The organism is Streptomyces sp. NPDC107654 (assembly GCF_055639035.1).
In genome coordinates this window covers 76,168-99,466 of the sequence record NZ_JBVKBI010000023.1, presented here as the reverse complement: position 1 = coordinate 99,466, position 23,299 = coordinate 76,168, and the positions used below count along the sequence as shown (strand labels likewise).

Sequence of the window (23,299 nt, the reverse complement as noted above, 5' to 3'; positions counted from 1 at the left end):
ACGGGGCCCCCGGGCAGCCGGAAGCAGGAGGTAGCGCATGTGCGGCATCACCGGATGGGTCTCTTTCGACCGTGATCTGACCGCCGAGGCCACCACATTGCATGCGATGACCGAGACGATGGCCTGCCGGGGCCCGGACGACAGCGGCACCTGGACCGAGGGCCCCGCCGCCCTGGGCCACCGCCGGCTCGCCATCATCGACCTGCCCGGCGGCCGCCAGCCGATGACCGTGGGCACCCCCGAGGGCACGGTCGCCCTCGTCTACTCCGGGGAGGCCTACAACTTCACCGAGCTGCGCCGCGAACTGACCGACCGGGGCCACCGGTTCACCACCGACTCCGACACCGAGGTCGTCCTGCACGGCTATCTGGAGTGGGGCGACGCGGTCGCCGAACGCCTCAACGGCATGTACGCGTTCGCCGTGTGGGACGGCCGCCGCGACAAGCTGGTGATGATCCGCGACCGCATGGGCATCAAGCCCTTCTACTTCTACCCGACCCGCGATGGAGTCCTGTTCGGCTCCGAACCCAAGGCGATCCTCGCCAACCCGCTGGCCCGGCCCCGCGTCACGCTGGACGGCCTGCGCGAGTTGTTCGTCATGGTCAAGACGCCCGGACACGCCATCTGGGACGGCATGCGCGAGGTCGAGCCCGGCACCGTCGTCACCGTCGACCGTTCCGGCCTGTCCACCCGGGTGTACTGGCGCCTGGAGACCCGCCCGCACACCGACGACCGCGACACCACCGTCGCCACCGTGCGCTCGCTCCTCGACGACATCGTGCGCCGCCAGCTCGTCGCCGACGTGCCGCGCTGCACCCTGCTCTCCGGCGGGCTCGACTCCTCCGCCATGACCGCGCTCGCCGCCCGCCAGCTCGCCGTGCACGGCGAGAAGGTGCGCAGCTTCGCCGTCGACTTCGCCGGGCAGGCCGAGAACTTCGTCGCCGACGAACTCCGCGGCACCCCCGACACCCCCTTCGTGCACGACGTCGCCCGGCTCGCCGGCACCGACCACCAGGACATCGTGCTCGACGCCGAGGCCCTCGCCGACCCCGCCGTGCGCGCCCAGGTGATCCGGGCCCGCGACCTGCCCTCGGGCCTCGGCGACATGGACAGCTCACTGCTGCTGCTCTTCCGCGCCATCCGGGAGAAGTCCACGGTGGCCCTGTCCGGCGAGTCCGCCGACGAGGTCTTCGGCGGCTACCTCCAGTTCTTCGACGAGGAGGCGCGCCGCGCCGACACCTTCCCGTGGCTGGCGATGATGGGCCGCCACTTCGGCGAGGACGCCGGCGTGGTGCGCGCCGACCTCGCCAAGTCCCTCGACCTGGAGGCCTACATAGCCGACGGTTACCGCACCGCCGTCGCCGGCATCGACCGGCTGGACGGCGAGAGCGACTTCGAGTACCGGATGCGGCAGATCAGCCACCTGCACCTGACCCGTTTCGTGCGCATGCTGCTCGACCGCAAGGACCGGATGAGCATGGCCGTCGGCCTGGAGGTCCGGGTGCCGTTCTGCGACCACCGGCTGGTCGAGTACGTCTACAACGCCCCGTGGGCGCTGAAGTCCTTCGACGGCCGGGAGAAGAGCCTGCTGAGGGAGGCGGCGGCGGACGTCCTGCCGCGCTCGGTGTACGACCGCGTCAAGAGCCCGTACCCGTCCACGCAGGACCCCCGGTACGCCCGCGCCCTCCAGGAGCAGACCAGGGAACTGCTCGCCCGGCCCGCCCACCCCGTCTTCGACCTGGTCGACCGGGACCGGGTCCGCACGGCCGCCGAGCGCGAGGCGCCGGTCAGCACACAGGCGGCCCGGCGCGACCTGGAACGCACCCTCGACCTGGCGGGGTGGCTGGACCTCTACGCGCCCGAGCTGGTCCTCAGCTGAGCCCGACGGCGCGGTCCGCGGCCGCCGCGGACCGCTGCCACCACGTGGTCACCGGCTCCCACACCAGGACCCGCCGGCCGGTGCCGAGCCGCCCGGCGGTGAAGGAGCGGCCCCAGTGCGCGGCCGAGGCCGCCACCGTGACCGTGTCCACCCGGCGGGCCTCGGGGTCGCGCGGGTCCTCGATGGTCCGGACGTCGGCGTAGGCGGTGCCGCGCACCGCGAGCCGGTACGTCCCCGTGCCGCCGTCCGGCACGGGCAGCGCCGCCCCGTCCAGGTCCCCGAAGGTGACCGTGGGCACGCGGTCGACGAGACACGCGCGCGTGCCGTGGTTGGCGACCCCGACCCGCAGCACGGCCGGGTGGCCGGGCACGGCCTTCGCCCGCACCGTCAACGCCTTCTCGGCGCAGCGGGCGGTCCGGTCGGGCCCGGCGGCGGCCTGGCTCTGCGGCGCGGCGAGCAGCAGGCCCGCCACGGCGGCGGAGGCGGCGGGTACGGCGATGGCGGTGCGGATACGCATGAGGGGATCCCCTGTCGCGGTCACGTACGGGATGCGGCGGCCCGGGGCGCGCCTCACCCCGGTCTGACGACCGGGGTGACAGGAAGGTTGCCCCGGTTCGCGGCTGTTACCCGGTCGGGCCCCCGCCGGCACGGCCCGGCGGGACACCCGGCCGCCGGGCGGACGGGGGTTCCTCAACCGGTGCCGTCCGAGGTGACGTCCCCGCCCGGCGCGTCCGCCGGGCAGGAGCTGCCGCTCGGAGGCAGCGAGCCGTACAGCAGGAACTCGTCGACCTTGCGGTGCACGCACTTGGACGAGGAGTACCCGGTGTGGCCCTCGCCCTTGTTGTCGAGCACCACCGCCGACGGTCCGAGCCGGCGGGCCGTCTCCACGGTCCACCGGTACGGGGTCGCGGGGTCGCCGCGCGTGCCGATGAGCAGCATCTTCGCGGAGTGCACGTCCTTCACGCGGTCGCGGATGAAGTCGGTGCCGCGGGGGCGGCCGTAGCACATCAGCAGCTGGGTCAGCCGGTAGCGGCCGAACACCGGCGAGGCCTGGTCGTACGCGGTCCGCAGCTCCTTCAGGTCCTTGGTGATCCGGGTCGCGGTGGGCCGGTCGGGGTCGTCCGCGCAGTTGATCGCCATCAGGGCGGCCGGCAGGTTGTCCGCCGGGACCTCGGACGCGTCGACCAGCCCGCCGTCCCCCCGGGGCCGTCCCGCGGGCAGTCCGATGCCGCCCGTGGAGAAGGCGAGCACGCGCCGGGTGTCGCCGTCCTCGATCAGCGAGGCCAGCGCGCGCTCCAGCGAGGGCCACAGCTCCCTGCTGTACAGGGCCTGCCCGATGGCGCCCACCAGGTCCTGGCCGGAGAACGAGCCGCCGAAGTCGCCGGGCACCGGGTTCTCGTCGAGCGAGTGCACCAGGCGCAGCACCCGGGCGCCGGCCGTCCGCCGGTCCTCCCCGAACGGACAGCCGAGATCCGTCGTACACCAGTCCAGGAAGTCGTCCAGAGCCGTCTGCTGCCCCTCGGCGCCCGCGATCCCCTGCTCCGCCAGCGGCTCGGTCAGCGTGTCCACGCCGTCCAGGACGACCCGGCCGACCTTGCCCGGGAACTGCGCCGCGTACACCGCGCCGAGCCGGGTGCCGTAGGAGAAGCCGAGGTAGTTGAGCTGCTGGTCGCCGAGCGCCTGGCGGATGACGTCGAGGTCGCGGGAGGCGTTCACGGTGCCGATGTGCGGCAGCACCGGGCCGGAGTGCCGGGCGCACTCGCCGGCGGCCGACCGCAACCGTCTGAGCAGTGCCTGCGGGCGGCCGAGGTCGGTGTCCTCCTCCGCCACCGCCGAGGCCACGTCGGTGCCCTCCCCGCAACTGACGGGGGAGGACCGGCCGACACCGCGGGGGTCGAAGGTGACCACGTCGTAGCCGTTGGTCAGGTCCATGAACTGCCTGCCCTCGGCGGCAAGCTCGGGGATGCCGGCGCCGCCGGGACCGCCGAAGTTCAGCACCACCGAGCCGCGCGAGTCCCCCGTGGCGCGGTAGCGGGCCAGCGCGATGTGGAGGGTGCCCGCCCGCGGCCGGGCGTAGTCGAGCGGGACGGTGACCTTGGCGCACTGGAGGTCCTTCGGCATGTCCGGGCCCTCGCAGGCACCCCAGACCGGCTTCTGCCGGTAGAAGCGGGACAGGTCCGGCTGCGGCCGGTCGGCGGCAGCCGCGGGCAGCCCGGCTCCGAGCAGCGCCAGGGCGAGGGCCGAGGCACCCGCGCAGCGCCGCACGGCGGGCCGTGTGGACAGCTTGGCCAGCATGGATCGCCTCCCGGGCGCCCGCCGGCGCCCTCGCATCACCATAAGCGGGCCCCGGACGGGCCGCCTCCGGGCGAGCGGGCCGCCGGCTCCCGCCGTACACTCCGCCCCGCCGTACGAGCCATCCGCCATGCCCCGTTGGTGATCGTTCTGCGGCTTTGCATCCTGTTCGATAACAGTGACGCTCGATGGGGTGAAAGACCGATAAGCCATAACTCCGATGGTTCTCCTGCGTTTTACGAGGTGCGGGTGACCACCCGCGACGACGTCTGGAAGGCAGGGAACCTATGAGACGGGCTACCCGAAACGGTGTGATCGCCGTCGCCGCCGCGTCCGGCGCGATGGCCGTGGCACTGCCGGTGTCCGCCGCCTTCGCGGCGGGCGGGGCCGACGCCGACGGCACGGCGGCCGGCTCGCCCGGGCTGGTCTCCGGCAACGGCATCCAGCTCCCGGTGCACGTCCCGGTCAACGTCTGCGGCAACACGGTGAACGTCGTGGGACTGCTCAACCCGGCCGCGGGCAACGCGTGCGCCAACCGGAGCGCCGGGAAGAGCCGCGCGGGACAGGGCGGCGCCACGGCCGCGCCCGGCGGGGCCTCCGCGCACGGCCGTACCACCGACGCACCCGGCGTGATCTCCGGCAACGGCATCCAGTTGCCGGTCGACCTGCCGGTGAACGTCACCGGCAACAGCGTCGACGTGGTCGGCGTCGGCAACCCCGCCATCGGCAACCACGCGGCCAACGAGCCCGGCGACACCCCCCGGACCCCGAAGCCGCCCGCTCCGACACCCCGGGCCCCGAAACCCCCGGCCCCCGCCCGCGCCCACCCGGCCCCCCACGCCCCGCGCCCGGCGGCGTCCTCGCTGGCCCGCACCGGAGCGGACCTGGCGGCCCCGGCCGCCGCCGGCAGCGCCGCGCTCCTCGTCGCGGGCGCCGTCCTGTACCGCCGCTTCCGTCCGGACCGCCCCTGCTGACCCGCCGCGCACGGCCCCACCGGACGCCGGCCCGGTGGGGCGGTGACGCCGGCGAGCGGCGGCGCCCGGCCCCCGGACGCCCCGCGGGCCGCCCCCGTCATCGGCCGAACTCCCCGTGGCGCGGCCCCGCGTCGATCCGCAAGGATGCTGCGGGCGGCGCGGCCGAGCCCCGTGCCGCACGACAGCCGACCCCGACGGAAACGGAGCGCACCGATGACCTCTGCGGCACCCCACGACCTCGTCGTCACGCAGGCCACCCTCGCCGACTGGCCGGTGATCAGCGGGTGGGCGGCGGCGGAGGGCTGGAACCCGGGGCTGTCCGACGGGCCCGCGTTCTTCGCCCAGGACCCGGAGGGCTTCTTCCTCGGCCGGATCGACGGGGAGCCGGTGTCGGCCGTCTCCGTCGTCAACCACGGCCCCGACTTCTCCTTCCTCGGCTGCTACCTCGTCCGCCCGGAGCTGCGGGGCCGCGGACACGGACTCACCACCTGGAAGACCGCCCTGGCCCACGCGGGGAACCGCACCGTCGGCCTGGACGGAGTCGTCGCCCAGCAGGACAACTACCGGCAGTCCGGCTTCCGGCTCGTCCACCGCACCATCCGGTTCAACGGTCCCGCCCCCGAGAGCGCCACGCCCGACGGGGTGCGCCCGGCGGGGCCCGCCGACCTGGCCGCGCTCACCGCCTACGACAGCGCCTGCCACCCGGCCGACCGCCCCCGCTTCCTCGCCGAGTGGCTCACCGCCCCCGGCCACCGTGCCGTCGTCCGCGAGGACGGCGGGCGCCCCACCGGCTACGGCGTGATCCGCCCGGGCCACGACACCCTCCGCATCGGCCCCCTCTTCGCCGACACCGCCGACGACGCCCGGGCCCTGTTCGCCGCCCTCACCGACGGCGTGGCCGGCCGCGACATCGCGATCGACGTGCCCGAACCCAACGCGGCCGGCGTCGCCCTCGCCGAAGCGGCCGGACTGCGGCCCTCGTTCGAGACGGCCCGCATGTACACCGGCCCGGTGCGCGCCCACGCCCGGGAACGGGTCTTCGGCGTCACCACACTCGAACTCGGCTGAGTCCCGGGCGGGGCGGGGAGGCCCGTACCCCCTCCGTCGAGCGGGACCACCGGCGCCCTCCCCGGCCGCCGCCGGGCTCACCGGCCACCGCCCTCCGCGCACCCCCTCACCGCACGCTCCCTGGGGCGGCCCACGGCCCCCGAGCCCGATGGCCGGGAAGGCGTACCGGCGCCCCGCCGCGACCGTCGCCGGCGCCACCAGCACCGGCGGCAGCGCGGTCCAGGGGGCCGGCGCCCGCCGCGTCCAGCGCCAGACCGGAGCGCGGGGCGCGCCGGCACGGGGGCCGGGCCGGGCCGCGGCGAGGCTCAGGGGCTGAGTGGGCGCGGAACGCGGGGGCTCGGCTGACGGGGAGCGCAAGGCCCGAGTCGCAGCGGAACACCGGTGCAGGGCCGCCCGCGGGTCGTGGCGGTCGGCCGGACGGGACGCGGACCGAGCCGGCGTGGAACGCGGGCGGTCGAACCGCTGAGGAGCGCGGGGCCAAGCCGCGCGGAGTGCCGGCGCGCCCCGCGCCGCCGGTGAGGGAACCGGTGGCGATGCCCGCGTTGTACACCGTGATCTGCAAGGAGGTCGCCACATCGGCGTCGGCCGACCCCGACACGTCGACCAGCGCGGTCTGGATCAACGTCGGCGCCCCGCCGAAGGCCACGCCCCACAGCGCGACCGCCCCGGCCGGCGACGCGGGCACCCCGGCGCCCGGGCCCGGGACCGTCAGCACGCCCGCGATCACCGCGAGCGCCCCGAGGAGCGCGGACCGCAGCCACCGGTCGACCAGCATGCCCGTGAGCCAGATCCCGGCCACCGTGGGTAGCCTCGCCTCATGGTGGATCATGAGGAGTACGTGAGGTACCGGGACGACTCGAAGGTGCTGGCAGCGATCGGGGAACATGTCGACGCTCAGGTCGGCAGGGTCACCGTCCGACTGCCCAGGGCCGTAGCCGAGGCCGCAATGGACGCCTGGAAGCGTGACGAACTGGGTGGGAGCTCTCCTGAGACCCACGAGGAGTACGCGCTGCGGGACCAGGCGGCTGACCTTGCTCTGATCGGCCTGGCGATCTCGCAGCGTGGTCGCTGGGAGGACGAGGAGGTCGCGGTGGATCTGGATATCGCGTCTGCGGGGGCGGCCTCGCGGGCGTCGCAGTAGTCGGGCTGTGGCCGTCGCCGGCCGGCGGCACAGCGGAAAGGCGCCAGTGGGACGGGTCTGCCGGCCAATCGACCTGCCCCGGGTCGTCGAGGTCCAGGTCCGGCAGGCCCGCTCGGCGCGCCAGCCGCTCGAGACCGCGTCGCGACCAGGCCCGGCCGACGGTCTTGCCACGCACCCGCAGGGCCCCCTGGGCCCGCTCGCCCGGGGCCTCCACGACGACTGCAGGACGGTTGCGCATGAGCCAAGCGTGGCAAGGCCCTCGCGGTCGCTCACGCAATCGCCCTCATGCCTCCCGGACCTGACCGCGGCGCGGTGGTGGCGGGGGGCGTCGGCCGGGCGTGAAGGACCTGCTGCTGACGACCCGGGGCCGTACCACGGGCGAACTGCGACGCACCGCACTCGTCTACGCACGCGACGGTGACCGCTACGTCCTGGCGGCCTCCGACCGCGGTGCCGACCATCACCGGTCTGGTACCTCAACCTGCTCGCCGACCCGGACGTCACCATCCAGGTCGGTGCGCTGGCCTTCACCGCCCGGGCACGTCCCGCCACCGGTGCGGAACGCCCGCGCCTGTGGGGCCTGATCGTCTCGGCCAGGCCCGGAGTACGCGGGCCATCAGACGCAGACCACCCGGGAGATTCCCGTGGTCGTCGTGCAAACCGTCGGCGCCCCGGACGCCGGCGCCCTGGGCTGACCACCGCGACAGGGCCGTTGCCGGTGCCGGCCGCACCAGTGGTCTCCGGCCGTGACGGGCGTCCCGGCACGGCCTGGTGGCTGCGGCGCACACGCGCGTTGGGTGCGGGGAGGTTCACGTACCGCCCCCTGCGGGTGCGCTGCACCGGTCACCCGTGGTGTACTCCGGCGCGTCATCGACGGGCACCTGACGAGCAGACTTGCCGATCACGGGCGCCGGCACGGCTCCCGGCCGGGCTGCTCCCGCAGCTCCCAGGCGGGCAGCGCCATGTCGTCGTACGGACCCGTGATCGCGCTCGGCAGGCCGGTGGAGACGTACGGCAGGTCCTCCGCCGCTCGCCGGTCCGTGATCTGGGCGGCCTCCGCGCGCCGCTCGCTCTCAGGCCGGTCGTCACCGGGGCGCGAGGGAGCGGCTCTTCAGTCCCAAGCAGCCTTGGCATGGTGTTCCGACTCCCAGAGCCCCCAATTCAGTTGGCCGCGTCCGGCCGTCCGTGCTGAGGTGAGGCCATGGACCATGCCGCGGTGCTCGCCCAGTACGACCGGGAGTTGCGCGAAGGCGCCCGGCCCGACGGGCCCGGAGCCCGGATCGAGCGGGCCGACGGGATGGTACGGCAGGTCGCGGACCCGTCCGCCTGGAACGGCGTCCTGTGGTCCGCCCTGGACACGGCGGGCGCGGACCGGGCGATCCAGGAGCAGATCGCCCGCTTCACCGGCCTCGGCCGGGAGTTCGAGTGGAAGCTCTACTCCCACGACGAGCCGGCGGACCTGGCCGCCCGGCTGCTCGCCGCCGGGTTCCGGGCCGAGCCCGCGGAGACGCTGATGGTCGCCGAGGTCGCCGAACTCACGCTGGACACCGCGCCCCCGGCCGGTGTCCGCCTCGTGCGGGCCGCCGATCCGGCCGGGGTCGACCTCGTCGTGGACGTGCACGAGAAGGCCTTCGGCAACGACGGCGGCCGGCTGCGGCACCAGTTGCTCGCCCGGCTGGCCGCCGACCCCGGCACGGTCGTCGCCGTGGCCGCCCTCGCCGACGGCGAACCCGTCGCCGCCGCCCGCATGGAACTGGTGCCGGGCACCGGGTTCGCCGGACTGTGGGGCGGCGGCACCGTCCCGCACTGGCGGGGCCGGGGCCTCTACCAGGCCCTGGTCGCCCACCGCGCCCGTGCCGCCGCCGCGCACGGCTACCGCTACCTCCACGTCGACGCCCTGCCCACAAGCCGCCCGATCCTGGAGCGCCTCGGCTTCCACGCGCTGGGCACCACCACGCCGTACGTCCACGGGAACTGACTCAGCGCAGCGCCCGGACCCGGTCCAGCGCGGCCACGCCCACCGCCGCCAGGGCTATCTGGATCAGCCACTCGATCCAGTCGGGACCCTTGGTGTCGGCGACCCCGATCCCGGCGGCGATCGCCGAGCCCACCAGCGCGGCCACGATGCCGACGACGATCGTCCACAGGACCCCGATGTGCTGCCGCCCGGGGACGACCAGCCGGCCCAGCACACCGATGACGAGGCCGATGACGATGGCGCTGAGGATGCCGGAGATCTCCATGGCCGTACCTCCTTGGGGTTTCGGGTCGTTGCACCCGCTGATGTGGCATGTGCCCGTTGCCGGCACCGCCACTCCGCCCCGGGCGCCCCCGGACGCCTCTGTTCACCGGCCCTTCATGCCATGTACCTTTCAACCAATCGGCGCCTGTAGAAGCCTCAAGCCGGTTCTACGCGCGCAGACTTGGGCGCCCCCCCGCCTCTCCCCACCCCACACGGAGGTTCGACGGATGCTTGGATCCAGGAGATCCCGCCACAGATGCGCCACGGCCCTGACCGGTTTCGGGCTGCTGCTCACCGGAGCAGCACTCCAGGTCGGCACCGGCACCCCCGCCCACGCGGCGACCACCCACCGCATCCTGTTCGACAACGCCCACGCCGAGACGGCCGGCAACGCCGACTGGATCATCTCCACCAGCCAGCCCGACCCCCTCGGCCAGGACTCCTCGCCGTCCGCCGAGACGGACTGGACCGGCGCCCTCTCCTCCTGGGGCGTCGCACTGCAGAAGACCGGTCATTACAGCCAGAAGACCCTGCCGTCGGGGTCGAGCCTGAGCTACGGCGGCACCTCCGCGACGGACCTGTCGAACTTCGACACGCTGGTCCTGCCCGAACCCAACACGATGTTCTCGGCCGCGGAGAAGACCGCGATCATGAACTTCGTGAAGAACGGCGGCGGTCTGTTCATGATCTCCGACCACACCGGAGCCGACCGCAACAACGACGGCTACGACGCGGTCGAGATCTTCAACGACCTGATGTCGAACAACAGCGTCGACTCCACCGACCCGTTCGGCTTCTCCATCGACTCGCTGAGCATCAGTTCCGACCACCCCGCCGCGATCAGCGACAGCACCGACCCGGTGCTGCACGGCTCCTTCGGCACCGTCGGCAAGAGCCTCATCGCCAGCGGTACGACCGCGACGCTGAAGCCCGCCGACAACTCCGGTGTCAAGGGGCTCCTGTATCGCACGGGTTACTCGGGCAACACCGGCGCCTTCTTCGCCACCAGCACCTTCGGCAGCGGCCGCGTCGCCTTCTGGGGCGACAGCTCCCCGGTCGACGACGGCACCGGCCAGTCCGGCAACACCCTCTACGACGGCTGGAACGACTCCAGCGCCACCAACGCGGCCCTCGCCCTCAACGCCACCGCATGGCTGGCCGGCGCGAGCGGCAGCAGCGGAGGCGGAAGCGGAGGGGGTGGTGGTGGCACCTGCACGGCCGCGCAGCTGCTGGCCAACCCGGGCTTCGAGTCCGGCTCGGCCTCCTGGACCACGTCCAGCGGCGTCATCACCGACGACTCCGGCGAGCCCGCCCGCACCGGCTCCTACAAGGCCTGGCTGAACGGCTACGGCTCGGCCCACACCGACACCCTGGCCCAGTCGGTGACCGTCCCCGCCGGGTGCACGAGCGCCATGCTGAGCTTCCACCTCCACGTCGACACCGCCGAGACGACCACCTCGACGGCCTACGACACCCTGAAGGCACAGGTCCTCGACAGCAGCGGAACCGTGCTGTCCACGCTGGCGACCTACTCGAACCTGAACGCCGCGAGCGGCTACACCCAGCGCAGCTTCAACCTCGCGAGCTACGCGGGCCAGACGGTGACGATCAAGTTCACCGGCACCGAGGGCTCCACCCTCCAGACGTCGTTCGTCGTCGACGACACCGCGCTCAACGTCAGCTGAGCCGGCGGGAAGGAGGGGGCGGGCCGTCGCGGTCCACCCCCTCCTTCCTCCCCTCTTCCCGCGGTCGCGTCAGTCCGCCGGCACCGTCCGCTCCGGCGTGTTCCATCCGGACACCCGGACGCCCGGTGCCGAGCCGCGCAGGTCGGCCGTACGGTAGGTGGCGGTCAGCGTCACCGACTCGCCCGGCCACAGGCTCACCTCGTTGTCCGACCAGCGCACCGGCAGCACCGGCCTGCCCTGCGCGTCCACGAGGTGGACGTCCGTCAGCAGCGCCGGCGTGGTCCCGCTCCCGGCGTGGCGCAGGGTCACCGTCGTGGTCGACGTGCCGTCCGACGCGCGGGTGGCCGCCGACGCCGAGACGGGCACCCGGGCCATCGAGGCGAGGCCCTGGAGGTCGGCGTACTGCGTCGTCGGCGTGTAGTACCAGGTGGTGCCGCTCCAGTCGAGGGTGTCGGCCCTGGTGGAGAGCCAGTACACGTTGCGGCTCACCTCCGTGCCGTCCGCGTCCGTCAGCACCAGCCGCAGCAGATACGTCCGCGCCAGTCCGCTCACCGAGGACGGCAGGGTGAGCGGAGTGCCGTGCTCCCCGTCCCCGTCCACCGACACACCGTGGACGGTCTTGTCGTACGTCCGGGTGCCGTCGGGGTTGAACAGCGTGGCCCGGGCGGTCAGGCCGGCGGCGGGGGTGTGCCGGTTGTTGACCACCACGACCGAGCGGTTGTCGTACGAGTACTGGATGTGCAGCGGCTCGTTCGCCTTCTTCGCGCCGAAGTAGGCGCCGTTCTGGTCGAGGTAGCGGTCGGTCAGCTGCCAGTGCAGGGACGTCCAGCCGCTGTTGAACATCCAGTGGATCACCCCGGTGGCGGGGCGGTCCGTGTCGGACGCGTTGCGCCCGTACGCCTCGAACTGGGCGCGGACGTTCTCGTACTGGGCGAGCTGGGCCTTGCGCACGTAGTCGGTGAGGCTGGTGGGGGCGCCGTAGCGGCCGGTGAGGGCGTTGTCGTAGATCTTGAGCGTGCCGAAGACCGAGGACGGCGAGCGGTGGTACTGCCGGGCTTCCGGGTCCTTCCACAGGGTGTCGAGCTCGGCCGGCGTCATCATGCGGCGCAGGGTGTCGAGGGTGGGGATGCTCGGACCGGCGCTGGTCTCGGAGTTGAAGCCGGTGGCCCCGCCCTCGCGCTTGGCGTACCAGTAGCCGGGCGGCACCCAGTCGTAGGGCCCGGTCATCTTCATGCCGGAGGCGCCCAGTTGCGGCGCGGACGCCTCGGAGGCGGCGGGGACCACGGGGACGGGCCAGTCGGCCGCCCTCAGGGCGTCGAGGTAGCCCCGCTCGATCGTCGCGTCGGGGGCGGAGTCGCTGCCGATCAGGAAGGACAGCACGCTCGGATGACCGCGCAGGCGGGCGGCCTCGGCGGCCATGGACGCCCGCGCCACGGCATGGTCGCCGTCGCTCCACTTCTCCCCGGACCCGCTCGGGTTGACCTCCCCCTCCCACTTGTCGCAGCACTCCCAGCCCGGCAGCGTGAGCAGGCCGTGGCGGTCGGCCAGGTCGAAGAACTCGTCGGGTTCCAGGTGGCCTTCGAGCCGCAGGGTGTTCAGGCCGAGGTCGCGGGCGTACACCAGCCGGTCCTCGACGTAGGCGCGGTCCCAGCGCAGGAACTCGTCCGGGGACCAGCCGCCGCCCTTCACCAGCAGCCTGCGGCCGTTGATCCGGTACCGGCGGGCGCCGTCGGCATTCAGCGGGGCCTGGACGTCCCGGATGCCGAAGGTCTGGTGCGCGGTGTCCGACACGGTGTCGGCCACGGTCGCGGTGAGGTCCAGGCCGTACAGCGGCTGCCCGCCCATCCCGGCCGGCCACCACACCTTCGGCTCGGTGAGGTGCAGGCCGGGGACGTCGGCGGGGGAGAAGGTGACGGTCCTCGTCTCGTGCGCGGCGAGTGAGACGGTCGTGCGGAACTCCGTCCCGCCGACGCTGCCGCCGACCTCCGCCGTGACCGGCGCGTCCGTGTCGTTGCGGGCCCGGGCCTTCACGGTCAGGTCGGCGGTGGCGAGGGAGGGCACGGCCAGCTTCGTGACCACGTGCGCGTCGCGCAGGGCGACCGGGCCGCCCCGGCGGACCAGGACGTCCCGGACGAGGCCCATGTTCCGGTCGGGCGGCGGCTGGAGCCAGTCGAGCCAGCCCATGGTGAGGTGCTTGTCCGGGTCGTTCGGCCGCACCCGGAAGGCGACCGTGTTCGTGCCCCGCCGGACCAGCCGGCTGATGTCCAGTTCGTGGTGGGTGTAGGCGCCGGTGACCTCCGAGGCGGGCGCCACCTGGCGGCCGTTGACGTAGACGTCGGCCGCCGAGACCACGCCGCTGAAGTCGAGGGCGGTGCGCGGGCCGGGGTCCTCGACCGTGAAGTCGGCGCGGTACCACCACGGGACCCTGAAACCGGCCGGGTCGATCTTCCGCAGGTTCGTGGAGTGGAACGGGTCGGCGTAGACGCCGTCGGCCAGGAGCGCCGCGAGGACCGTCGAGCGCGGGCCCGCCGGGTACCAGCCGGTCTCCGGATAGCCGGGGGAGGAGACGGCGGCGGGGGAGTCGCCCACCTCGGCCGTGGACCGGATGGCGAAACCGGACAGAGGGGTGCTCGATCCGGCGGCGCCCGGGACCCGGGTGGGCTGGACCGGCGCGGGTCCGGCCCCGGTGCCCCCGAGGCGCCCGTGCGGTACGGCGGGGCGCCGGTCCCCGGCCCAGGCTCCGGAGGTGAGTCCACCGAGCAGTCCGAGGACCAGGGCCGCGGTGGTGTACCGGCGTGCGAGGGCGGGACGTGGCAACACGGCGGGTCTCCAGGCTCGTAAAGTTAGGAAACTTTACTAACGCGGGTCACGGTAGGGAGCGATGCGGGGGGTGTCAACGTGCCTCGCCGTGGTGCCCGTCGCACGGGTCAGGTTCCGGCCGTCCGGCGTGCGAACACCAGGTCCCGCGCCGTGCCCAGGGCCGTGGCCACCGCGCCCAGCAGGACGGCGTCCTCGCCGAGCCGGCTGGGCGCGATCCGGGGGCGCAGCGGGGTCAGGGCGCGCAACCGCTCCCGTACCGGCCGCAGCAGCAGGTCGACGCTGTGGCCGACCCCGCCGCCGAGCACCACGAGGTCCGGGTCGAGCACGGCGGCGGCCGCCGCCACGGTGTGCGCGATCCGCTCGCCCTCCAGCTCCACCGCCCGCACGGCGGCCGGCTGCCCCTGCCGGGCCGCGTCGAACACGGCCTTCGCGGTGAGCTGCCCGCGCATCCCGAGCTCCCGGGCCGACTCCACCACCGCCCCTCCCGACACCGCGTCCTCCAGCCGCTCCGGTTTCCGCCGGCCGTGCCACGGCAGGAACCCGATCTCCCCGGCCAGGCCGTGCGCACCCGTGAACAGCCGCCCCTCGGCCACCACGCCCATCCCGAGGCCGGTGCCTATCAGGATGTACGCGAAGAGCCGGCTGCCCGCGCCGACGCCGTACGCGTACTCGCCGAGCGCGGCCAGATTGGCGTCGTTGTGCACCTCCAGCGGCACGCCCAGTTCCGCCCGGACGTGGTCCACGAGCCCGGTCCGTCCCCAGCCCGGCAGATGCATCGCGTACCGCACCCGCCGCTGCTTCTCGTCGTACACCCCGGGTGTGCCGACCACCCCGTGCACCACCTCCGCCGGGTCGACGCCCGAGTTGGCGATCACCTGGCGGGCGGTGGTCACGACCAGGTCGGTCAGGGCGGCGGAGGCACGGGCCCGGTTGCGTACGTCGGCCCGGGCGACGACCGCGCCGTCCAGGTCGGCCACCGCCACCCGCAGCCAGCCCCGGCCGATGTCCACGCCGAGCGCGTACCCGGCGGCCGGGTCCGGGGCGTACAGCACGGCGGTGCGCCCGCGCTCCGGGGACCGGGTGCCCGCCTCGCGCACCAGGCGGGCCGCCGCCAGCGCGGCCAGCGCGCTGGAGACCGTCGGCTTCGACAGGCCGGTGTCCCGGGCCAGCTGGGCGCGGGACGCGGCGCCGAGCGCACGCAGCCGGTCCAGGAGCAACCGTTCGTTGTTGCTGCGCAGGCGACGGCGGCTCCAGGGCTGTTCCTGCTGCGCTTCGGCTTCGCTGGCGGGCATCGCACCATTCTCGGGCATGCGTGTCGCACACTTGACGCCGATAGTAAGGCTCCTTAACTTTATCGGCCTGTCCGCCCCCGCCGGTGCGTCGCGCCCGCCGCGTCAGGAGACCCCATGTCCGGTAGCCCGCCGCCCCCGGGTGGTTTCGTCCGCCGCGTCGGCCTGTTCCAGGCCACCGCGATCAACATGAGCCAGATGTGCGGCATCGGGCCGTTCGTGACGATCCCGCTGATGGTGGCCGCGTTCGGCGGTCCGCAGGCGGTCGTCGGGTTCGTCGCCGGCGCGGTGCTGGCGCTGTGCGACGGGCTGGTCTGGGCGGAGCTGGGGGCCTCGATGCCCGGCTCCGGCGGCAGTTACGTCTATCTGCGCCAGGCCTTCCGGTACCGCACCGGCCGGCTGATGCCGTTCCTGTTCGTGTGGACGGCGATGCTGTTCATCCCGCTGATCATGTCCACGGGCGTGGTCGGCTTCGTGCAGTACCTGGGCTACCTCGCGCCCGGCCTGGGGCGGACCGCCGGCGACCTGATCGGGCTCGGTGTCATCGCGCTGGTGGTGATCCTGCTGTGGCGCGGCATCGAGCACATCGCCCGGATCACCGCCGTGATGTGGGCCGTGATGATCGCCTCCGTGCTGCTGGTGATCGCCGCCGCCGCCACCGACTTCAGCCCCCATATGGCCTTCACCTATCCGGCAGGCGCCTTCGATGTGTTGAGCGGCCACTACTGGCCGGGCTTCGCCGCGGGTCTGACCATCGGCATCTACGACTACCTGGGCTACAACACCACCGCCTACATGGGCGCCGAGATCAAGGACCCCGGCCGTACGCTCCCGCGCTCCATCGTCCTTTCGATCCTCGGCATCATGGCGATCTACCTGCTGCTGCAGATCGGCACCCTCGGCGTCGTCGACTGGCGCCGGATGACCGACCCGCACGACATCGCCTCCTCCTCGGTGGCCTCAGCGGTGCTGGAGGAGACCTGGGGCAGGGGCGCGGCCGACGCGGTGACCGTGCTGATCCTGGTCACCGCGTTCGCCTCCGTCTTCGCCGGTCTGCTCGGCGGCTCCCGGGTGCCCTGCGACGCGGCTCGGGACCGGGTCTTCTTCCGCCCGTACGCCAAGCTGCACCCGAAGCACCGGTTCCCGGTGTTCGGGCTCGCCACCATGGGCGCGATCACCGCCGTCGGTTTCCTGATCGGCCGCCACACCGACCTCGCGACCCTGATCCAGCTGCTCACCACGGTGATGGTCATCGTGCAGGCGCTGGCCCAGATCGTCGCGCTGACGGTGCTGCGCAGACGCCGGCCGGACCTGCCCCGCCCGTACCGGATGTGGCTGTACCCCCTGCCGAGCGTCGTCGCGTTCGCCGGCTGGTGCGTGATCTACGCGTACGCCGACGACAACTCCCCGGGCCGCCGTCCCGTGGAGTGGTCCCTGGCCTGGCTGGCCCTCGGCTGCGTGGCCTTCCTGGTGTGGGCGCGACGGGAGAAGGTGTGGCCGTTCGGGCCGCAGGAAGGCGGCGGCAGCGGTGACGACGTGGGCGAGGACCGCGACGCCCTTGATGCGAGCCAGGGTCACGGACGTCGAAGCGAATTCCCCGGCCGGACCGCGATCCGCCGGGAACGCCCTCGTTCATGACCGACATCATCACCGCGGACTTCACCGCCGGTCCCGCGCCCCCGGGGACCGGCCGGCCGTGGAACGGCTGTGGCGGATGTTCCGCCACCACCTTTCCGAGTCCGGGGGCGCCCTGCCCGCCGCCGACGGCACCTTCCGCAGCGAGCGCGTGGCGTCGGCCTTCGCCGGGCCCGGCTGGGCGCAGCACCCGCCGGCCTGCGGCGAGCGCCCCCGCCGGGCCCGCCGTACGGGGGCCCATCGGCCCGGTCCGCGTGCTGAGCAGATTCTTCGTGGTGCGGGGGGTCAGGCGCCGGGCGTCGGCTGCGGGCCGCGCGCGAGGTGCTCGCCCGGCACCCCGGGCCGTGGGAGAGCGCCTTCCGGCAGGACAACGCGGCCGCGGTGCGCTTCCGGCCGCGCCGCGCGCGGCAGCCGGCCGGTGACGCCCGGACCCGGGAGCCGCGGCCGGTGCCGGACAGGCCGGGGCTGCCGCCGGAGGTGGGGATCCCCCTCAGGGCGCCCGGTGCGCCCCGCTCCCGCCGACGGACGCGCCGGCCGCACCGGACACGCGACGAGGACCCGCCGGCCGCACCGGGCACGCGACGAGGACGCGGGCGCACAGCGAGGCCGGTCCGCCCGGGCGAACCGGCCTGGCTGTGTCTCCCTTCCTTCTCTCGATCTCCTCTTTCACGGCTCTGGTGGCGCTACGGCTCTTCTACGGCCTGGGGGTGCTCTTCGCCGCCGTCGCGGCGCATATCAGTCCGAGGACGAGGGCCAGGGCCCCGATGACGACGTTGTTGACGATGACGCCCGCGTCCGGGCGGGTGCCCACGATCCACGGAGCGATGATCATCCACACGCCCATGGCGCACATGGCCCAGCTGAGGCCGTACATCCGCTCGGGTGCCCGGCTGAACCCCAGTGCCAGCAGGCCGATCGCCACGCCCAGGATCAGGTTGTGCGTCACGAGGGCGGGCTGGCTCGCCGTGTAGTGCACGATCCACGGGGAGGCAGCGCAGTAGAGGCCGAGCAGGAAGACCGGCCCGTCCACGAGCGCCACGTCGCGACCGCCGAGCATGCGGGCGTAGCGTTCCCGCATTTCGGAGACATCGGGGTGGCTCGCTATGTCACCTCTGTGCAAGTTGGCCATGAGTCGTCTCCTTTGACTGTGCAGGCCAGACCGCTTCTGGTGCAGTGTGCGTGCGATAAGCGCCGCTAAATCCAGTTTGCTCTTATTTCTTCCTTATGTGTAGGGGTGGGGTGAGTAGCGGTCGGGTCAGGGGGTGACATGCCCGCGCCGATCGGGGGCAAGCGGGTCGGGACAACACGTACATTCCCGTCCGGGTCAGCGACGCAGGAGGTGGCTGCCGTCATGAGTGAGAAGGTGCTGGAGCGATTCCCCGCCGGGGCTCCGCGTGGTTCATGGCCCGCGGAGGAGTACGCGGCCGCCCGACGCGCCGAGGGCGAGCCGGCGACCGTGGTCATGGACCTGACGTCGGACGCCTTCCTCGTCGTGGTCGAAGGACAGGAGGAGGGCGGCGGCTCCTGAAGGCCGTCCACTGTTGCGCCTGCGTTGCGCCTCCGTGAAATCCGGGCCCCGGACGCGGAGTCGGCCGGGATCTCCTTGACCGGTCTCGCCGGCCGCTGTCAGGATCGGCGGCATGACGATGCGACTGGACCTCACGCGGCGACGCCATGTCGACCTCGCGCGCGTCTCCAGCGCCTCCTGTCGCCGCGCGGCCTGATCCTCCCGCCGCGTTCCCTTCCCGTCTCCGGGCCCCCTCGGCACGCCCGGGTTCCGGCACCCCTCCTCCCCGCCGGAACCCCGCGGCCTCCGACGCCTGTCACGCGATGCCCACCGCGGGAGCCGGGAGAGCCCCGCCCCGATCGGAGACGTCCCGTGCCCCTCGTGTTCCACTGGTTCCTGCCCACCAACGGCGACAGCCGTGACGTCGTCGGCGGAGGTCACGGCACCCCGGCGACCGCCTCCGGCCGGGACCGGCCGCCGACCGTCGCCTACCTGAGCCAGATCGCCCGGGCCGCCGAGGGCCTGGGGTTCGTCGGCGCGCTCACCCCGACCGGCGCCTGGTGCGAGGACGCGTGGCTGACCACCGCCATGGTCAGCCAGAACTCCGAGCGGCTGAAGTTCCTGGTCGCCTTCCGGCCCGGCTTCCTCTCACCGACGCTCGCCGCCCAGATGGCGTCCACCTTCCAGCGGCACACCGCCGGGCGGCTGCTGCTCAACGTGGTCACCGGCGGCGAGAGCCGGGAGCAGCGGGCCTACGGCGACTTCCTCGACAAGGACGCCCGGTACCGTCGTACCGGCGAATTCCTGGAGGTCGTACGGCAGTTGTGGGACGGCAAGGGCGTCGACCTGCACGGGGAGCACCTGCGGGTCGAACAGGCGAGGCTGGGCCGGCTGCCCGAGCCCGTCCCGGAGGTGTACTTCGGCGGCTCCTCGCCCGCCGCGGGCCAGGTCGCGGCCCGGTACGCCGACGTGTACCTCACCTGGGGAGAACCGCCCGCGCAGGTCGCCGAGAAGATCGCCCGGATCCGGAGGCTCGCCGCGGAGCACGGCCGCGGCCTGCGCTTCGGCGTCCGGCTGCACGTCATCACCCGCGACACCTCCGCGCAGGCCTGGGCGGAAGCGGACAGGCTGCTCGCCGGCTTCGACGCCGAGACCGTACGGGCCGTACAGGCGGGCCTCGCCCGCAGCGAGTCGGAGGGGCAGCGGCGGATGCTCGCGCTGCACGGCGGCGGCCGGGACAACCTGGAGATCCATCCCAACCTCTGGGCCGGCGTCGGGCTCGTGCGCGGCGGGGCGGGCACGGCCCTGGTCGGCAGCCACGACGAGGTCGCCGAGCGGATCGAGGAGTACCACGCCCTGGGCGTCGACGAGTTCGTACTCTCCGGCTATCCGCACCTGGAGGAGGCGTACTGGTTCGGCGAGGGTGTACTGCCCCGCCTCGCCGCGCGGGGCCTGTGGGCGCACCCCGACGGCGGCCGGGCCGCCACGGCCGGGGCGGTGCCGTTCGCGGGGTGAGCGGGGGGCGAGTGGAGGGACAGCGGAGGGGCGTGGGGGAGTGGGGGGAGAGTGGTGGGGGGAGGAGCCGGGTGCGCTCGGGCCGCCCTGGCACGTGGTACATCCGCGCGGCCCTGGTGCGCTCCACGTCCGGGCTGCGCACGGTACCGGGCGGGTCGGCGGTGCAGGAGATCGAGCGGAGGCGACGGCGCGGGGCATCGAGCGGATGCGGCTCGCACGGCACCGGACGGACACGGCGCGCGGCACCTGACCGGCGCGACGGCGCAGGACGGCCGGCACGCGGACGGCCCTTCCGCCGTCGGCCGGCCCGCCCGGAACGGCTCCGGTGTGCGCTGCTCCTGCGCCATGAGGAGTGCCTGCTCTGCCCCAGCCGCCCCCGTGGTGGGACGTGGCGCAGGACGGCATGTGCGGCGGCGGGCACGGCCGGCGCCCCCGCCGAGGCTCACCGACTGCCGCGCCGACGCCCGATGACGGCGGTCAGCGGGTCTCTCGCGGCGAGGTGACCAGGGCCCGCAGATGTGCCTCGCGGGACTCGGCCGTCTGGCCCTGTACCAGCAGGAACAGCCCCTCGCGGGCGAGGCGCTGGGCCCGGCTCGTCAGGGCCATGGACCGGCCACCGCCCGCCACCACCGCCGCCGTGGTGGCCGTCCGCAGCACCTCGTACGCCTCCGCCCGCACCGCCAGCCGCTCCCCGGCCCGCACCTCGGTTGCCGGAAGGTCGGCCAGGGCGTAGGCCCGGTCGCGGACGTCGGCGAGGCGGGAGCGGAGCGGGGCGGCCGTGCCGTCGTCCAGGAGGGACAGGGCGGCCTCGGCCACGCCGAAGACCGCCGGGTTGGTGTGCAGCGTTCTGATCCGGTCCCCGGCGGCCCAGCGCGCGTACGGGGTGTGCAGCGCCACCGCCTCCGCGGGCAGCCACAGGCCGTCCAGCTCCAGCGACACCGTGCGCGCGGCGGTGAGGGCCGCCAGCCGCATCGGCGCCGACGCCCGCAGCCCCGGCTGCTCGCGCGCCTCGGCGAACGCGAACAGCACCTCGCCGGAGTCGGTCACCCCGGCCAGCAGCATCACGTCGTTCAGCCCCCACCCGGTGTACCAGGGGACGGCCCCGTCGAACCGCCAACCCGCGCCCTGCCGGCCGGCCCGCACCGGACGGCGCGGGTACGACCGCAGGTGCGCGTAGGCCACCCCGGACAGCAGTTCACCGCGCGAGAGCGGCCCGAGCAGCCGCTCGCGGGCGGGAAGCTCGCTCCGCGCCAGGGTCTGCACCGGGGTGTGGTGCTGGGTCTGCACGAACCAGGTCGCGCAGCACGCGGCGGCGAGGATCTCCGCCGTCTCGCGCAGCACGGCGGGCGGTGCCCCCGCCCCGCCGTACTCCGCGGGCGCGGTCACCCCGAGCAGCCCCGACCGCTTCACGGCCTCGATGTGACTCGCGGGCACCCCCTCCTGGTCGACCCGCTCGGCCTCGGGCGCGAGCAGGTCCGTGGCGAGGCGGCGGGCGCGGACGACGAGCGGGTGCGGGGTGAGGTCCATGCGGACGATTCTTCCGGGCGGTCCGCGGCGACCCGGACCGGGCGGCAGCGGAGGCGCCCCCGGTCGAGTGACCCTCGTCACGCCCGGGCGTCCCCGGAATGAATTTGAGACATGAAAGGTTGGCATTTGCATCTGACCCACCAGCAGGCCCGGGCCGGACCGCCCGGGCACCTCAGCGAGGCACCCGTGAACCACTCCCTGCCCGAGCAGCCCGCCGACGTCGTGGCCCGGCTGCGCGCCACCTTCGCCACCGGCCGCACCAAGCCCGTCGAGTGGCGCACCGGCCAGCTGCGCCGGCTCCGCGCGCTGCTCACGGAACGCGGCGCCGACCTCGCCGCCGCCCTCCGCGCCGACCTCGGCAAGAGCAGCACCGAGGCCCATCGCACCGAGATCGACTTCACCGTCCGCGAGATCGACCACACCCTGGAGCACCTGACGGACTGGCTGCGCCCCGAGCCCGCGCCCGTCCCGGCGCACCTCGGTGCCGACGCCGGCGCCTGGACGCAGTACGACCCCCTGGGCGTCGTCCTCGTCATCGCCCCCTGGAACTATCCGGCGCAGCTGCTGCTCGCCCCCCTGGTCGGCGCGCTGGCCTCGGGCAACGCGGTCGTCGCCAAGCCGAGCGAGCTGGCCCCCGCCACCTCGGCCGCGCTGGCCGAGCTGATCCCGGCCTACCTGGACACCGACGCCGTCGCCGTCGTCGAGGGCGGCGTCCCGGAGACCACGGCCCTGCTGGCCGAACGCTTCGACCACATCTTCTACACCGGCAACGGCACCGTCGGCCGTGTCGTCATGCGGGCCGCCGCCGAGCACCTCACCCCGGTCACCCTCGAACTGGGCGGCAAGTCCCCGGTGTTCGTGGACCGCGGCACCGACCTTGACGTGGTCGCGGACCGGCTGGCCCGCGGCAAGTTCCTCAACGCCGGCCAGACCTGTGTCGCCCCCGACTACGTCCTGACCGACCCGGAGACCGCGGCCGGCCTGGAAGCCGCGCTGGTCCGTGCCGTCGAGGGCCTGTTCGGCAGCGACCCGGCCCGCTCGCCGGAGTACGGCCGGATCGTCAACGAGCGGCACTTCGACCGGCTCTCCGCCCTGCTCGGCTCGGGCCGTGTCGCCGTCGGCGGCACCGGCGACCGGACGGCCAGGTACCTCGCGCCCACCGTGCTCGCGGACGTCGACCCGGCCTCGCCCGTCATGCAGGAGGAGATCTTCGGGCCGATCCTGCCGATCGTCACCGTGCCCGGCCTGGACGAGGCGATCGGCTTCATCAACGAGCGGGACAAGCCACTCGCGCTGTACGTCTTCAGCGAGTCCGACGAGACCCGTGCGCGCATCGCCGCCGAGACCTCCTCGGGCGGCCTCGGCCACGGCCTGCCCCTCGCCCATCTCACCGTCTCGGACCTGCCGTTCGGCGGAGTGGGGGAGAGCGGCATGGGCAACTACCACGGCCGCTACTCCATCGAGACGTTCAGCCACCGCAAGGCGGTCCTGTCGAAGCCGCTGAGCTGACCTTCCGCACCACCTCCCGGAGACCGGCCGGCACCGCCTACGAGTCCGGCCGCACCGCCTCCGGATCCAGCCGGCGCACCTGTGGGTCCGGCCGTCGACGCGGCCGGGCCCGACTCCCATGCGCGGCCGGTCTGTAGGCGAGAGGCGGCAAACGGTGTCCGATGGGGCGGAGTCGGCCCGGGCACCCCGCACCGGATTGACTGGTCTACACCCTTG

At 73.9% G+C, this 23,299-nt stretch carries 19 protein-coding genes and 2 pseudogenes; 13 read left to right on the top strand and 8 right to left on the bottom strand.

Features of this window, described 5'->3' with window-relative positions:
* Window positions 1-37 precede the first annotated feature (37 nt).
* A complete protein-coding gene (gene asnB / locus ACZ7N4_RS31155) occupies window positions 38-1,879 on the top strand; it encodes an asparagine synthase (glutamine-hydrolyzing) (RefSeq protein WP_471364802.1) in 1,842 nt (613 codons plus the stop codon).
* On the opposite strand, the gene ACZ7N4_RS31150 is transcribed toward asnB, so the two are convergent.
* Window positions 1,872-2,396 (bottom strand): DUF4232 domain-containing protein, encoded by a 525-nt coding sequence (locus ACZ7N4_RS31150; RefSeq protein ID WP_471364799.1) that lies wholly within the window; start codon window positions 2,394-2,396, stop codon window positions 1,872-1,874. The two genes, asnB and ACZ7N4_RS31150, sit on opposite strands and share 8 nt — an antisense overlap.
* 173 nt (window positions 2,397-2,569) lie before the next feature.
* Window positions 2,570-4,174: an alpha/beta hydrolase gene (locus ACZ7N4_RS31145; RefSeq protein ID WP_471364796.1), complete on the bottom strand. Its 1,605-nt coding sequence runs from the start codon at window positions 4,172-4,174 to the stop codon at window positions 2,570-2,572.
* A gap of 284 nt (window positions 4,175-4,458) precedes the next feature.
* On the opposite strand from ACZ7N4_RS31145, the gene ACZ7N4_RS31140 reads away from it, so the two are divergent.
* From ACZ7N4_RS31140 to ACZ7N4_RS31120, 5 genes and pseudogenes are all read left to right on the top strand, one after another.
* The gene (locus ACZ7N4_RS31140) at window positions 4,459-5,145 is read left to right on the top strand and encodes a chaplin (protein WP_471364792.1); all 687 of its coding nucleotides are present in this window, start codon (window positions 4,459-4,461) and stop codon (window positions 5,143-5,145) included.
* A 213-nt stretch (window positions 5,146-5,358) separates the two neighbouring features.
* Window positions 5,359-6,213, top strand: coding sequence for a GNAT family N-acetyltransferase (locus ACZ7N4_RS31135; protein ID WP_471364789.1), 855 nt, complete (start codon window positions 5,359-5,361; stop codon window positions 6,211-6,213).
* A 533-nt stretch (window positions 6,214-6,746) separates the two neighbouring features.
* Window positions 6,747-7,055: a hypothetical protein gene (locus ACZ7N4_RS31130; protein ID WP_471364786.1), complete on the top strand. Its 309-nt coding sequence runs from the start codon at window positions 6,747-6,749 to the stop codon at window positions 7,053-7,055.
* The gene (locus ACZ7N4_RS31125) at window positions 7,031-7,354 is read left to right on the top strand and encodes a hypothetical protein (RefSeq protein WP_471364782.1); all 324 of its coding nucleotides are present in this window, start codon (window positions 7,031-7,033) and stop codon (window positions 7,352-7,354) included. The genes ACZ7N4_RS31130 and ACZ7N4_RS31125 overlap by 25 nt, the downstream gene beginning before the upstream one ends.
* Before the next feature lie 326 nt (window positions 7,355-7,680).
* Window positions 7,681-7,946: pseudogene (locus ACZ7N4_RS31120) on the top strand (nitroreductase/quinone reductase family protein); the annotation flags it as partial.
* A gap of 253 nt (window positions 7,947-8,199) precedes the next feature.
* Here ACZ7N4_RS31120 and ACZ7N4_RS31115 read toward each other — a convergent pair.
* Window positions 8,200-8,447 (bottom strand): annotated as a pseudogene (locus ACZ7N4_RS31115) (fumarylacetoacetate hydrolase family protein); the annotation flags it as partial.
* 108 nt (window positions 8,448-8,555) lie between these two features.
* Between ACZ7N4_RS31115 and ACZ7N4_RS31110 the strand changes: the two are divergent.
* Entirely contained in the window at window positions 8,556-9,332 is a 777-nt protein-coding gene (locus tag ACZ7N4_RS31110) for a GNAT family N-acetyltransferase (protein WP_471364778.1), read from the top strand.
* A 1-nt stretch (window position 9,333) separates the two neighbouring features.
* On the opposite strand, the gene ACZ7N4_RS31105 is transcribed toward ACZ7N4_RS31110, so the two are convergent.
* Window positions 9,334-9,597 carry a GlsB/YeaQ/YmgE family stress response membrane protein gene (locus tag ACZ7N4_RS31105; RefSeq protein WP_471364775.1) on the bottom strand — a complete coding sequence of 88 codons (264 nt, stop codon included), beginning with the start codon at window positions 9,595-9,597 and terminating at the stop codon, window positions 9,334-9,336.
* A 226-nt stretch (window positions 9,598-9,823) separates the two neighbouring features.
* On the opposite strand from ACZ7N4_RS31105, the gene ACZ7N4_RS31100 reads away from it, so the two are divergent.
* Complete coding sequence (locus ACZ7N4_RS31100) at window positions 9,824-11,281, top strand: hydrolase (protein WP_471364772.1); 1,458 nt, start codon at window positions 9,824-9,826, stop codon at window positions 11,279-11,281.
* A gap of 69 nt (window positions 11,282-11,350) precedes the next feature.
* Here the strand turns inward: ACZ7N4_RS31100 and ACZ7N4_RS31095 are convergent, their stop codons facing one another.
* The gene (locus tag ACZ7N4_RS31095; RefSeq protein ID WP_471364768.1) at window positions 11,351-14,101 is read right to left on the bottom strand and encodes a glycoside hydrolase family 2 protein; all 2,751 of its coding nucleotides are present in this window, start codon (window positions 14,099-14,101) and stop codon (window positions 11,351-11,353) included.
* A gap of 107 nt (window positions 14,102-14,208) precedes the next feature.
* On the bottom strand, window positions 14,209-15,393 hold the full coding sequence (locus tag ACZ7N4_RS31090) for an ROK family protein (RefSeq protein WP_471364766.1): 1,185 nt from the start codon (window positions 15,391-15,393) through the stop codon (window positions 14,209-14,211).
* A 114-nt stretch (window positions 15,394-15,507) separates the two neighbouring features.
* Between ACZ7N4_RS31090 and ACZ7N4_RS31085 the strand changes: the two genes are divergently transcribed.
* A complete protein-coding gene (locus ACZ7N4_RS31085) occupies window positions 15,508-17,028 on the top strand; it encodes an APC family permease (protein ID WP_471364763.1) in 1,521 nt (506 codons plus the stop codon).
* A 691-nt stretch (window positions 17,029-17,719) separates the two neighbouring features.
* Here the strand turns inward: ACZ7N4_RS31085 and ACZ7N4_RS31080 are convergent.
* Complete coding sequence (locus tag ACZ7N4_RS31080; protein WP_471364759.1) at window positions 17,720-18,154, bottom strand: SPW repeat protein; 435 nt, start codon at window positions 18,152-18,154, stop codon at window positions 17,720-17,722.
* Window positions 18,155-18,376: 222 nt separating this feature from the next.
* Here ACZ7N4_RS31080 and ACZ7N4_RS31075 point away from each other — a divergent pair, with 222 nt between their 5' ends.
* The 3 genes from ACZ7N4_RS31075 (at window position 18,377) to ACZ7N4_RS31065 (ending at window position 20,047) form a co-directional block, all read left to right on the top strand.
* The gene (locus ACZ7N4_RS31075) at window positions 18,377-18,553 is read left to right on the top strand and encodes a hypothetical protein (protein ID WP_471364756.1); all 177 of its coding nucleotides are present in this window, start codon (window positions 18,377-18,379) and stop codon (window positions 18,551-18,553) included.
* Between the two features lie 112 nt (window positions 18,554-18,665).
* Complete coding sequence (locus tag ACZ7N4_RS31070; protein ID WP_351932810.1) at window positions 18,666-18,749, top strand: putative leader peptide; 84 nt, start codon at window positions 18,666-18,668, stop codon at window positions 18,747-18,749.
* Window positions 18,750-18,904: 155 nt separating this feature from the next.
* The gene (locus ACZ7N4_RS31065) at window positions 18,905-20,047 is read left to right on the top strand and encodes an LLM class flavin-dependent oxidoreductase (protein ID WP_471364753.1); all 1,143 of its coding nucleotides are present in this window, start codon (window positions 18,905-18,907) and stop codon (window positions 20,045-20,047) included.
* Window positions 20,048-20,524: 477 nt separating this feature from the next.
* Here ACZ7N4_RS31065 and ACZ7N4_RS31060 read toward each other — a convergent pair whose 3' ends face one another.
* Entirely contained in the window at window positions 20,525-21,574 is a 1,050-nt protein-coding gene (locus ACZ7N4_RS31060; protein ID WP_471364749.1) for an acyl-CoA dehydrogenase family protein, read from the bottom strand.
* A gap of 186 nt (window positions 21,575-21,760) precedes the next feature.
* Here ACZ7N4_RS31060 and ACZ7N4_RS31055 point away from each other — a divergent pair, with 186 nt between their 5' ends.
* Window positions 21,761-23,083, top strand: a complete 1,323-nt coding sequence (locus tag ACZ7N4_RS31055) for an aldehyde dehydrogenase family protein (protein ID WP_471364882.1) — start codon at window positions 21,761-21,763, stop codon at window positions 23,081-23,083.
* Window positions 23,084-23,299 lie beyond the last annotated feature (216 nt).